General features: G+C 50.5%; 10 protein-coding genes and 1 tRNA gene. 2 read left to right on the top strand and 9 right to left on the bottom strand.

Annotation, left to right across the window (positions count from 1 at the left end):
* Window positions 1–447 precede the first annotated feature (447 nt).
* From NK662_RS19155 to rpoN, 5 genes are all read right to left on the bottom strand, one after another.
* On the bottom strand, window positions 448–1,632 hold the full coding sequence (locus NK662_RS19155) for a phosphoglycerate kinase (protein WP_254760562.1): 1,185 nt from the start codon (window positions 1,630–1,632) through the stop codon (window positions 448–450).
* A 119-nt stretch (window positions 1,633–1,751) separates the two neighbouring features.
* Window positions 1,752–2,759, bottom strand: coding sequence for a type I glyceraldehyde-3-phosphate dehydrogenase (gene gap / locus NK662_RS19150; RefSeq protein WP_254760561.1), 1,008 nt, complete (start codon window positions 2,757–2,759; stop codon window positions 1,752–1,754).
* A gap of 38 nt (window positions 2,760–2,797) precedes the next feature.
* Window positions 2,798–3,826: a sugar-binding transcriptional regulator gene (locus tag NK662_RS19145; protein WP_254760560.1), complete on the bottom strand. Its 1,029-nt coding sequence runs from the start codon at window positions 3,824–3,826 to the stop codon at window positions 2,798–2,800.
* A 130-nt stretch (window positions 3,827–3,956) separates the two neighbouring features.
* Window positions 3,957–4,205: a glutaredoxin family protein gene (locus tag NK662_RS19140; protein ID WP_254760621.1), complete on the bottom strand. Its 249-nt coding sequence runs from the start codon at window positions 4,203–4,205 to the stop codon at window positions 3,957–3,959.
* A 9-nt stretch (window positions 4,206–4,214) separates the two neighbouring features.
* On the bottom strand, window positions 4,215–5,501 hold the full coding sequence (gene rpoN / locus NK662_RS19135) for an RNA polymerase factor sigma-54 (RefSeq protein ID WP_254760559.1): 1,287 nt from the start codon (window positions 5,499–5,501) through the stop codon (window positions 4,215–4,217).
* Window positions 5,502–5,970: 469 nt separating this feature from the next.
* Here rpoN and NK662_RS19130 point away from each other — a divergent pair, with 469 nt between their 5' ends.
* Window positions 5,971–7,758 carry a DUF6020 family protein gene (locus NK662_RS19130; protein WP_254760558.1) on the top strand — a complete coding sequence of 596 codons (1,788 nt, stop codon included), beginning with the start codon at window positions 5,971–5,973 and terminating at the stop codon, window positions 7,756–7,758.
* Window positions 7,759–7,972: 214 nt separating this feature from the next.
* On the opposite strand, the gene NK662_RS19125 is transcribed toward NK662_RS19130, so the two are convergent.
* Window positions 7,973–8,048: transfer RNA gene (locus NK662_RS19125), tRNA-Arg, on the bottom strand.
* 512 nt (window positions 8,049–8,560) lie between these two features.
* On the opposite strand from NK662_RS19125, the gene clpP reads away from it, so the two are divergent.
* On the top strand, window positions 8,561–9,142 hold the full coding sequence (gene clpP / locus NK662_RS19120; protein ID WP_254760557.1) for an ATP-dependent Clp endopeptidase proteolytic subunit ClpP: 582 nt from the start codon (window positions 8,561–8,563) through the stop codon (window positions 9,140–9,142).
* A gap of 68 nt (window positions 9,143–9,210) precedes the next feature.
* Here clpP and NK662_RS19115 read toward each other — a convergent pair whose 3' ends face one another.
* The 3 genes from NK662_RS19115 to NK662_RS19105 form a co-directional block, all read right to left on the bottom strand.
* The gene (locus tag NK662_RS19115; protein ID WP_254760556.1) at window positions 9,211–10,188 is read right to left on the bottom strand and encodes a TcaA NTF2-like domain-containing protein; all 978 of its coding nucleotides are present in this window, start codon (window positions 10,186–10,188) and stop codon (window positions 9,211–9,213) included.
* Between the two features lie 132 nt (window positions 10,189–10,320).
* Window positions 10,321–11,682 (bottom strand): PP2C family serine/threonine-protein phosphatase, encoded by a 1,362-nt coding sequence (locus NK662_RS19110; RefSeq protein ID WP_254760555.1) that lies wholly within the window; start codon window positions 11,680–11,682, stop codon window positions 10,321–10,323.
* A gap of 29 nt (window positions 11,683–11,711) precedes the next feature.
* Window positions 11,712–12,518 (bottom strand): vWA domain-containing protein, encoded by an 807-nt coding sequence (locus tag NK662_RS19105; protein ID WP_254760554.1) that lies wholly within the window; start codon window positions 12,516–12,518, stop codon window positions 11,712–11,714.
* Between the last annotated feature and the right edge of the window lie 15 nt (window positions 12,519–12,533).

The following is a 12,533-nucleotide window of genomic DNA, read 5'->3' as shown; positions in this document are numbered from 1 at the left end:
CCGCTCTCTGCACAAAGCGTCCTGATTTGCATATGTTTCTTGCCTAAGGAGTGAACCGCTCCTTGTGCGTGCATTTGTTTTGATATCACTATCTGCACAAAGCGATATCAAACTGTGGTTTGAGAAAGCCGACAGACCTTCCCGGGTGGTAATCGCATTGCAATTGCCCATTCTATGCGCAAAATGGGCCTTTGTACATCTCCGCCTGTTGCAGGAGTGAACCGCTCCTGCAGCTGCAAAGGCTTCGGAAGCCGACAGTCTTCCTGGTTTACAGGCTCCGGCAACCCATTCTCTGCACGAAATGAACTGCCGTCGCCGGCTTTTTTACTGTCCAGCTGCGGAGGCTGGCTCACTGCCAGGAAGAACCCTGCCCCATAAAAGGCAAAAAGCGCCTTTTAGGGTCAGGAACCTCCCTTCGGTGAGCCGAACGAGCCTCCTCCGCTTTTCTTACTTATCGTTTAGTCTCGTTACGCCTGGAAGCTCTTTGCCTTCCATGAACTCCAAGGAAGCGCCGCCGCCTGTGGAGATGTGGCTCATCTTGTCAGCAAGGCCAAATTTCTCAACCGCTGCCGCAGAGTCGCCGCCGCCGATCACAGAGTATGTATCAGGAGAATCAGCAAGCGCTTGTGCCACTGCCTTTGTTCCTTCTGCGAATGCGTTCAGTTCAAATACGCCCATTGGTCCGTTCCAAACAACCAGCTTGGAGTTGCGGATCACGTCAGCGTAGATCTCGCGTGTCTTCGGTCCGATATCCAGTGCTTCCCAATCGCTTGGAATTTCTTCAATGGATACAACCTTCTTGTTTGCTGTTTCGGAGAAATCATCTGCCACAACAACATCAACCGGCATGTAGAAGTTTACACCTTTTTCTTTCGCCAGCGCCATGAATTCGTTAGCCAGGTCAATCTTGTCTGCTTCCAGCAGAGACTTGCCGACTTCGTGGCCTTGTGCCTTCACGAATGTGTAAGCCAGGCCGCCGCCGATGATCAGGTTGTCCACTTTATCAAGCAGGTGGCGGATGACGCCGATTTTGTCCTTTACCTTCGCGCCGCCGATAATCGCAGTGAACGGACGGTCAGGGTTGGACAGTGCCTTGCCAAGTACTTCAAGCTCTTTTTCCATCAGGAAGCCGGAAACAGCCGGAATGTAATCAGCAATGCCTGCAGTGGATGCATGTGCGCGGTGAGCCGCACCGAATGCATCGTTGACAAACAGGTCAGCCAGCTTTGCGAATTCCTTCGCCAGCTCTGCATCATTCTTCTCTTCCCCTGCATAGAAGCGCACGTTCTCAAGAAGAAGAACATCGCCTTCCTGCAGGCTGTTCACTTCTGCTTCAACAGCCGGGCCGTACGCCTCGTCTGTTTTCTTCACATCTTTGCCGAGAAGCTCGCCAAGACGCTTTGCAACAGGAGTCAAACGCATTTCCTCCACAGCTTGTCCTTTTGGACGGCCAAGGTGGCTGGCAAGAATCACCTTCGCGCCATTTTCAATCAAATATTGAATTGTAGGAAGAGCGGCAACGATACGAGTTTCGTCAGTGATCACGCCGTCCTTCATTGGCACGTTGAAGTCTACGCGGCAAAATACGCGCTTGCCTTTTACATCTACATCGCGGATTGATTTCTTGTTCATCTGGATTCCCTCCGTTTGAAATGGATTCATCAAACCCATTCATCAGCTTACCATAATTTGCTTATGAACGTAAGAGAGAGAGGGAACATTCCCTCTCCCCTTACTGGTTGCCTGTAAAATTATAGACCTTTAGCAGCGATGTACTCTACCAGGTCAACTACACGGTTGGAGTAGCCAGTCTCGTTGTCGTACCAAGACAGTACCTTCACCATGTTTCCTTCGATTACCATTGTAGACAATGCATCGATTGTGGAAGATTGAGTGGAACCATTGTAGTCGCTGGATACAAGCGGCTCTTCGCTGTATACCAGGATGCCCTTCAATGGACCTTCAGCTGCTGCTTGCAGAGCTGCGTTTACTTCTTCTTTTGTTACTTCCTTGTCAAGCTCAGCAACAAGGTCAACAAGAGATACGTTTGGAGTTGGAACGCGAACTGCGCCGCCGTTCAGCTTGCCCTTCAGCTCAGGCAGAACAAGGCCGATTGCCTTTGCTGCACCTGTGGAAGATGGGATCATGTTTTCTGCTGCTGCACGCGCACGACGAAGGTCTTTGTGCGGCAGGTCAAGGATTTGCTGGTCATTTGTGTAAGAGTGAACTGTTGTCATCATACCGCGGCGGATACCGAACTCTTCATGCAGAACCTTCGCGAATGGAGCCAAGCAGTTTGTTGTGCAAGATGCGTTGGACAGTACATGGTGGTTAGCCGCATCGTACTTGTCTTCGTTAACACCCATAACGATTGTGATATCTTCGTTCGTTGCCGGAGCGGAGATAACAACCTTCTTCACGGAACCGCCAATATGCTTCTCAGCATCAGCTTTGTTTGTGAAACGGCCAGTAGATTCTACTACTACTTCTGTGCCGTAGTCGCTCCAAGCCAATTGAGCAGGGTCGCGCTCAGCAAGGATTTTGATTTCTTGGCCGTTCACCACGATGCTGTCGCCGTTTACAGATACTTCTGCGTTCAGCGTGCCGTGTACAGTGTCATACTTCAGCAGGTGAGCCAGAGTTGCTGCATCTGTCAGATCGTTGATTGCTACGATCTGTACATTTGGGTTGTTCAGAGCTGCACGGAATACATTACGGCCAATACGGCCAAAACCATTAATACCAACTTTAGTTGCCATGGAAATGTCCTCCTCAATATGGGGTTAAATATATAGTGTTAAGAGCGGATGCCCTTAAGTAACTCTCTTGCCGCACCTTCATCCGTTACCAGCAGTGAAGTATGTCCCTGCTTGATGACCGCTTGAATGGCTTTCGCTTTGGAAGAGCCGCCGGCCACCGCGATCACATGTGGAATCTTCTGCAGGTCTTCCAGCTGCATGCCGACTGTCAGCACCTTGTGCACAACATGGCCATGCTCATCGAAATAATACCCGAAGGCTTCTCCGACTGCATGCCCTTCGACAATGGTGTTCCAGGATGTCTCAGGTGTGTTTCGTCTTTGTGCCATCGTAAGCGCATCCCCAATCCCGTGAATGACAAGATTGGCGGAGCGGATCATTTCCAGCACCGTCTTTACGGACGGCTCTGTGACAATGGAATCGCGCACCTCGCTGCTCACCTGATCCGGCACATACAACAGACGGTAATCGCTGTTTGTGTGGTTTGCCATCTTGGCACAAATGGTGTTTGCTTCATTCTCCACATTCTCTCCGATGCCGCCTCTTGCCGGCACGAAGGTAATATGCAGGTTCTTGCAATCTAGCTGCATCATATCTGCTACAGCCGCAATGGTTGTGCCGCCCGTTACAGCAACGATAGTATTGGCCGCGAGACGGTCTCTTATGCAGGACACGCAGGCCCGCCCCATCTCGTGCTTCACCCATGGTGACTCATCGCTGTCGCCGGAGACGATAAACACATCTTCCAGATTTAATGTTTCCTTAAGCTTTTGTTCTAAAACCTTCAAGCCGGAAATTTCCCTCATAAATTCTTCCATTTCGATAATGAGAGTCAAACCGTCCTCCGTGAGAGTCATCCCCGCGGGCGCAACATCAATCAGGTTCTGCTCCTTCAAGAGCTGGACCTCACTGCGCAGCACCCGTTCTGTCATGCCAAGACTCGCTGCCAGGTTTCGGCGTCCAATGGGCTGAGTAAGCCGTATGTATTGCAGGATGTGCCAGCGGGTTTGCATAACAGGTAGCAGATCGGGCAACAATTTCTGTGCGTAATTAATCCATGAACGCATTATTTTCGCCTCACTATCATCGTTCATTGCCCTCTTGGTCATTATATGTCCCGTGGTGACAAAATGTGTCCCGCTAAGGGCTAAAAAAAGAAGTCCTGCTACGTTTATTATTGTAACAGGACAGTTTTATTTATTCAACAGCGAAAACTTTTGTTAAGCGCTTTCTTATGACATCTTTTTGAATGATGCCAAATTGTACCTCTTCGCCGTCCATTTCCACCACAGGAATCATAATCTGATACTTCTCCAGCAGGGCATCGTCCTTATAGATATCAATTTCTTCAATTGTAAAAGAAAATTCCTGCTGTAGCTCATGCAGAACTGCCTTCGCATTGTCGCACAAGCAGCAGTTTTCCTTGGAATACATCACTACCTTCATCATCAGCACCTATCCAATCGTTTTTCTGAGAGAGGAGGAGGGGATATGCAGCTGCTCCCGATATTTTGTCACCGTCCGTCTCGACACAGCAATATTATACGTTTGCCCAAGCAGGTCCGCAATTTTCTGGTCTGAGAGCGGCTTTTTCTTGCTCTCCCCTTCCACGAGCTGCTTGATCAGCTCCTTCACCCGCTTCGTCGCCACGCCCTCTTCATCACCGGAGGCCAGCGACTGGCTGAAGAAGTACTTCATTTCAAACATGCCGTGCGGCGTCTGCACATACTTGTTCCGCGTCGCCCGGCTGATGGTGGACTCATGCAGCTCCAGTTCCTCAGCCACCTCCTTGAGCGCCAGCGGCTTCACGAACATCGGCCCTTGATGGAAGAAGTCCTGTTGCCGCTCCAGGATGACCTCCATCACCCGCAGCAATGTGCGGCGGCGCTGCTCCAGGCTGCGCTGAATCCATTGCACCTGCTGATATTTCTCCGACAGGTAGGAAGCAACCTCCCGCTCACCGCTGCCGAGCATGGCGCTGTATTCTGCGTGCATCTGAATTTTCGGCATATACTTCTCATTCAATGAAACTATAAACTCGCCGCGCTCCTTTGCCACCAGCAAATCCGGCGTTACATACATCGGCTCATCGCTCGCGAATGCCTGCCCCGGCCTCGGCTGCAGTGAGGTGATGACATCCACGGCCTGCTGGAGCTCTTCCATGCTGCACTTATAGTGCTGCAGCAGCTGCTTCCAATCCTTCTTCGCAAAGCTGTCAAAGTGCTCCTCAATAATCTGCTGCGCCAACGAATTATGTAAGCGCTTTAACTGCAAAATCAGACATTCCTGCAAATTGCGTGCGCCGATGCCGGCCGGCTCCAGCCCCTGCAGCAGCTTCCGGCAATGCCCGGCAAAGTCCGTTGTGCCCCCGAGCATACCTGCCAATTCCTCATCTGATTCCTGTAAGTATCCATTTTCATCTATATTCCGCGCCAAAAACACAACGGCCCTTTTTTCCTGTTCATCCAGCCGCTGATATTGCAGCTGATCCAGGATATGATCCTGCAGCGTGACCGGGCGGCTCTTATAAATCTCCATCCCCGCTGTCCCGCTCCGGCCATACGCTCCCCCCCGCTTTTCCCGATCGAAGCTCCGCAGTTCAATCAGGGGATTCGCGAGCGACTGCTCGTACAAAAACTCGGTCAATTCCTGTGCATTGTATTGCAGCATTGTAATTGCTTGCCGAAGCTCCTGCGTCATTGCCAGCCGCAGTGTTTGCTCCTGTACCAAACTTGCTTTCACTTCCATCTCCCCCTTGTCCCTATTGTACAACATGTTGCGCCAATTGTAGACAGCGCAAAATCATCCATTGTCATGTATTTCATATGTATGACAGAGGCGGGGGGAATACGACAAAGTCAAGCAGAAACACGCGGGATTCTGAACCTTATTTTCAATCCCCTGAAATAAGCGGGGCCGCTTACTTTGCGCCGGTTTTGGCTCATCAGGATAACGGGCGCTTGAAACGCAGGCACAGGGGAAAGACATCCATTTATATAGAAGCCCTGCAAAAAAAAACACACTCGTTTCAGGACCGCTATGTATGAGTTCGCCAAACTATGTCTATGTATGGTATGGTAAAGCGTGTTCTCTTTCTACCCAAGGAAGCTGACTCACTGCACAAGGAGGAAACATATGAATATCGTCTTCATACCCCGCTACAATGAGAAAGGAACTGCCGGGACCGTTTGTGATTTCCGGCATACCCTGCATGACATTAAAAGAATGGCTGGTGAACAGGATGGGCAAAGAAGCCGTATATAAAAACGGGGCCGTTGCCCTGCTGCTTGCACTTACGATCGGCACAGGCTTTCTATCGTATTTCCATCCGATCCGCACCCTGCCGTTGCCGGTCTTCCTGCTGAATTATGCCATATGGACTCCCCTGTTTCATCTCGTGGTTACCGGCTTTGCCCTGCAGCCGTACCGCCATTTCACAGCAAGCCATAAGCTTGGGGCCGCCCTATTCTACATCCTGTTTTCCCTCTATCTCGTTTGGAGCTTGAGAGGACCGCAGCCGTATCTGGCGGACAATCATGTGCTCGTCCGTCTGTTTGTATACACCAGTATGTTCGCCGCATGCATAACCATATGCCTTTGTCTCGTCAGCATGATTACGCGGGTTGCACCGGGCGTGCGGTCAGGTGCCCCTGCGGGAAGAATTCTGCTCTACGCCATTCCGGGCATGATTGTCGGTGCTGTATATTTGGCAGCCTTTTACCCGGCCATTATGAGCTACGACTCCTTAATTCAATGGGGGCAGATTCAAAGCGGCATGTTCGATGATAGTCATCCAGCCGTCCATACCTGGTTCATGGCAGCCCTGACATTTGTATGGAATTCACCGGCCATAGTGGCGATAACCCAGATTCTCATTATGTCACTTGTGTTCGGCTACGGGGCATACTCCTTTGAGCGCTGGGGGGCGCCATTGTGGCTGATTATCCTGTCGCTTCTGATTCTTTGGGCCAATCCGGTTCAAGGCTTCTTTGGCATCACGCTTTGGAAGGATATTATGTACAGCACCATGCTGTTTTGGTTTACAATCCAGCTCCTGCATATCATCTTTTCCAAAGGAGATTGGCTCAAGCATCCCGGACACTTCCTTTGCTTTCTGCTCTCCGGGGCCGGCATCATGTTCTTCCGCCATAATGGCTTCCCGGTGCTGATCGGCATGACCGTTGTTTTGGCGCTCGTATACCGGCTTCGTCTGGTCCGGATGTATGCGGCTGTGGCGATTCTGATTGCTCTGCGTGTTATTGTTACCGGCCCTGTCTATCAGGCCCTTCATGTCGTTCCGGCTGATGCCAATGAAGCATGGGGCGTTCCGGCCCAGCAGGTGGCAGCGGTGCTCCAGCAGGGCGGAACAGTGTCGGCATCACAGAAGGAGTTTATAAACCAGGTGCTCCCGCTTGAGGTATGGCGCCAGAAATACAATCCATACTCAGTAAATCCAATTAAATTCGATCCGCGCTACAACCGAACATTCCTGTACGCACACAAACAGGAGTATTTCCGGACCTGGCTGGCGCTTTGTCTGCAAAACCCGGCCATCGCCGCAACAAGCTACCTGAAACAGGCTTCTCTTGTATATAAGATTACTCCCTATCCGGATTCGCAAATGTATACCACGCCTGCTGCCATCACACATAAGTCCATGGCGGCGCATTACCATTTAAAAGCTACGCCGTTGAGCACACCGCTGCATGAGAAGCTCCGGCAGGTTTGGGTCCGGCTGAATACTGGCACATCCAGCATCATATGGCGGCCAGCCTTGTATACTTCCATCACAATCCTGGCACTCTTTATTGCCGTGGTGCGCGGAAACCTCCGGGTTGTGCTGGCGGCACTGCCGCTTTTTTTGAACACAGCGGCTGTTGCAGTTGCTTTGCCTGCCCAAGATGTGCGGTACCTGTATGCCAATATCCTGACAACCTTCATCTTTTTCCTGGCGGCATTCCTGCACAAGGAAGCTGCACCTATAAGTCAGCTTACATGACAGAATTCCCTGAACATCTGCCGGGTCTGCTATCAAACACGGCTGGCTGATTGTTTATTTGAGGCAAAGGGAGAAAGCGCAGGAGAGCAACTGATGCAGTCCCTATAAGAAGCCCTTGGATCATCCAAGGGCTTCCTCATGAAAGCAATCCGGAAATTATACTTGAAGACAACAAAAGCCCCTTGCCTTTATGAAGGCAAGGGGCTTTTCAGGACGCGCTCGGAGGGACTCGAACCCCCGCAAGACGTGGTACCGGAAACCACCGCTCTATCCGACTGAGCTACGAGCGCATATGAATGATACATGTGTTATTATATCGTGCCCGCACGTTTTTTGCAAGTCCCTGCGCAAGAAAAATTACACGTACCAGGAAACAGTACAAGAGCTGTCTGTGAAGGAGGGACTATTTCTTGTGCAGCATCACCTACCGGCAGATATTCCCTTGCCATAAAACCCTTGTATAATCTCTCCCTTTATGTTATCTTTAAATAGCGATGAGCTGAATTGCATAAGTCGAAGGACACGCCTCTTGGGGCAACGCGTGGATGTGGCCACCCGGTTCTTCGCCGCAATACGCACGAAGCCGCCTGCTTGCAGGCGGCTTCTTTTATTTTGACCTTTGCTGTCGTTTGAAATTCCCGAAACTCGGCAAGAATGGAGAAGGGAATCTACATAACGCAGCGAATTACATAAAGCAAGCATTACTTTTTGATCAGAAGTACATACTCACAAGCACTTTCATTTGACCTTTCTTGACCAAAAATGTATCATTAGAGTACCACTTACAAAGGAGGAATTCTCGATGAATTTAATCCCTACAGTCATTGAGCAAACAAACCGCGGCGAGCGTGCATATGATATCTACTCCCGCTTACTAAAAGACCGCATCATCATCCTGGGCAGCGCGATTGACGACCATGTGGCAAACTCCATTGTGGCACAGCTGCTGTTCCTGGAAGCACAGGACCCTGAGAAGGACATCCACCTGTACATCAACAGCCCTGGCGGATCCATCACATCCGGCATGGCGATTTACGATACGATGCAGTTCATCAAAGCTGACGTATCCACAATCTGCATCGGTATGGCGGCTTCCATGGGAGCCTTCCTGCTGACAGCAGGCGCGAAAGGCAAACGCTTCGCGTTGCCTAACAGCGAAGTCATGATCCACCAGCCGCTCGGCGGCGCACAAGGCCAGGCGACAGAGATTGAGATCGCTGCAAAGCGCATCCTGTTCCTGCGCGACAAGCTGAACCGCATCCTGTCCGAGCGCACAGGCCAGCCGCTCGAAATCATTGAACGCGACACAGAGCGCGACAACTTCATGACTGCTGAGAAGGCGCTGGAGTACGGTTTGATCGACAAGATTATTACAAGCAAATAATGCTCGGCAGCCATCGTCCCCGGACGATGGCTGTTTGCTTTTCTTTGCTCCGCTGTATATACAGCGCCTTACAGCTCGCGCTTTTCTATCATATCTTCCTTCAGAATGGCTCTTGTTACAAAGGAATCGCCCTTCTTCACAACCTGGTACACCACTCTGTAGCTTTGGAAACGGCGTGTCTCGCCATGGTTAAAGGAGATATTGTATTGGGAGGAGACAGTGACATTGTATACTTGGCCGCCAAGATCTTCCACATGCATAACCTCACAGTTTAACAATTCCTCATAAATCCCTCTTTTATTCAGAACTACAAGATAATCAACAGTATCCTTCATCAGCTTGCTGTTCGGCTCAATATATTGCTTCACCGGCCCCATATCACGGTTGTTGTAAGCAAGCAACCCGGCTTGCAGATATTTGTCCATATAGCGCTGCATCTGTTCCACCGTTACGCCTGTACTGCTTGCGGCCGTTTCGCCTGTCGGGCTGGCGTGTTGCTCCGCGGCTGTTTGCCGGGCGTTTCCTTGAGAAGAGACAGGCTCATCCTTTGCATAATAATATCCGCCGATGCCGGCACCAGCCAAAACCACCAACAAGAGGACGCCAAGTCTCCGCCGGATGGGCTTTTTCCGTACTTGTGCCCTGCTGGGAGTCACTTGTGCGGAAACTGCCTGCGTTTTTCCTGCGTTCGCGGGCTTTGGCTGCTTGCTTCCGCCTGCCTTTGTCTGTCCCGGCCGCACCTGCTTAGGCCCGTTTGCCCTTCCTTGCTTCGTCTTCTCTTTCTCTTCTTCCTCACGCTGCTGAGCTTGTCCCTTCGTCTCCCGCGGGAAGCTCTTTTTTTCCTTCTCCGTATGCTGGAGGCTTGGTGTTCCTTTCTCTTTAGGCGGAAGACTCGCTTTCTCCCTCGTATAGTCTACGCCTTCGCTCTTCCGATTGTTCAGTTTTCCTGCCGGTCTTTCCCGAAGAGCGGAATGAGAGTGCCCGCAATGGGCACAAGAATTTGTTGCGGCCGGCATTTCCCGCCCGCATGCTTGGCAAAGCTTCATATGGCAATTCCCCCCTGTAACCAATCCTTGACTATGCAGCCAACAGCAAGAAAGAACTGTTTCTTTGTATACTGCAGTGACATCAGTAAAAAGAAACAGCTCCTATGCCGGCAAAATATGAGGACAAAGCTTTCATGCTGAACTGCTTTGTGCCTGTTCCTCCGTCCGTTCAGCAGCCTTCGTATCTTTCGGCTCCTCACACACAGCAGATGGTTCCTCTACAGCTTCCTCCAGAGGAACATCCTCTACTGCCTCAGCCTTTATGGCTTCTTCAGCAGGCTGCTCCAACGGAACACCTTCTGAATCCCGTTCCTCTGGCACTGTCATTTCTTCCTCCGAATGCAAGTGTGCTTCCTCATCGCATTCCATGTCAGCAGCCGGTTCGTCCTCCGCTTCAGCGACAGCGTCCCCGTCCTCTTCCTCATACTCTTCAAAATCAATTTCGTTATAATCCTCCAAGGCATCCTCTACAGGATTTTCTGTATCAGCCGATGCATCCTCTGCAGCTGCTTCAGAAGCCGGTTCGTCCTCGGCATCTTCACTGAAATCAGTCTCATCCTCAAAGTCGATTTCCTCTTCGTAATCAAGAAGAAAATCTTCTGCCTTTTCCTCTTCCTCATCGTCATCATAGTGGCGCGGCGCAAATAGCTCCTCAATGGTCTTATCCGCCGCCGGAACAGCTGCCATTTGGGATTCCTTCTCCTTTGCCTTCTCCAGTGCTGCCAGCATCAAATCGGAAGGCGCAATTGAGATTGGCTGTTGCTCCGCAGCTGCCAATACAGCAATGGAGCAATCATCATGCGTATTATCGACAAGCACCGTCAACAGCTCTCCCAAATCCGCCGCAAAGGTATCCTCTCCTGCTGTCCGGAAGTGGTCTGCGATAACGCTCAGATTTTCGATATCAAGCCCTTGTGAGGGATTATAGAAGGATACAGATGAACCGTCAGACATGATGATAAAGGCTGTATCAGGTGTAATTTCACCGTGGTAGATGCGGAAATGCGCCCCCAGCTCCTTCATGCTTACGAAGAATGTCTCGTTTTCATATCTTCCATTCTCCGGAGCTGACAGCACCTCCGCATCCATGCCCTGGCATTTGACAATTATGCCATCACCGACATGCCCTGCTATATACTGTTCTCCCTTGACCGCCACAAATAATAAAGTAGAAGAGAACTCTTCCTTATCTCTATCATGCTCGAAGACAAGCATGTTCAGATGACTATGAATATACCTGTGAAGCTGCCCGGCAAGCTCTTCCGGCTCCAATATCTGCAAAAGGTTGAACTCCTCGCACAGATATTGCGCAACACCAGTCACGACGGTTTCGGCCCCAAAATGAGAGAAGTCATAGGAACCGGCACCATCCGCCAAAACGATGGTTTGCACACCGTTTGCCGCAAAATGAACGGCACGGTCCTGACAAGGGGTGCCCGCTTCCTTATGGCCTGCTCCTTGTGCATAGGCACTTGAAGACCTCCAATGCAACATTGCTATCAACTCCTAGATATAGTTCCAGCTTACAGCTGCTTCTTTCCCGGCTTCTTGAACCCCTCAAATACATCCAAGACCTCGAATGGGTTCTTATGATTGGGATTGGCATCGTAGGCTGCCGGAAGAGAGCCGACCGTTACCGTCAAGTGCTTGAAGAATGCGAGAATGTCTGTATCCTCCAAACGCTTGATGCTGTTTGGGCCTGTAGCAAATTGCTGCAGGAAATACAGATCCTTCACTTGATCTCCCAATGCAACAATATGCACATCCATGCCGGTCATCTTATGGAAACGGTCAAACTTTGCTTTCGCCTCCAAAAACTCTTTGTCCGTTTTTCGCAGCGGATCTGCCTCTAAGTATTCTTCCCCATTTTCATACAATTCAACATATTCATAACGGGAAGGTTCGCCATCTGTCATAATCAGCATAATCGGCTTCGTGTTGACAATCCCGACTGCCTGATAGGCATCAATTTGGTCTTCAATATTGTCCAGAGCTGTTACAATAGCTGTACACAGCGGGGTATTTCCGTATGCTTCAAACACAGGGAGCTCCTGTTTGCGGATATCATTGAAATCAACAGCAAGCTGCACGCGCTCTTCCCCGCCGAATGCGATGATGGAGAGATCCAGACTTTCGCAAACCTTGGAATCCTCGAGCAGGACATCATAAAATGCCCGCAGGCCGCGGTTCACCTTGGATATATTATCGTTTGCACTCATGGAACCACTGACATCAACTAAAATCACAAACGGAATTTTCTTGCTGCGGCGGTCTACCAAGCTTGCAATTTTCATTTTTTGGCGGTCAATTCTCTCCAGAAATGTGGACATACATTCTCCTCCAGA

Origin of the sequence: Ectobacillus ponti (assembly GCF_024294785.1) — a bacterium.
Lineage (GTDB): Bacteria > Bacillota > Bacilli > Bacillales > Bacillaceae_G > Ectobacillus > Ectobacillus ponti.
The sequence above is the reverse complement of the archived record's forward strand: the minus strand, read 5'-3'. Positions and strand labels throughout refer to the sequence as shown.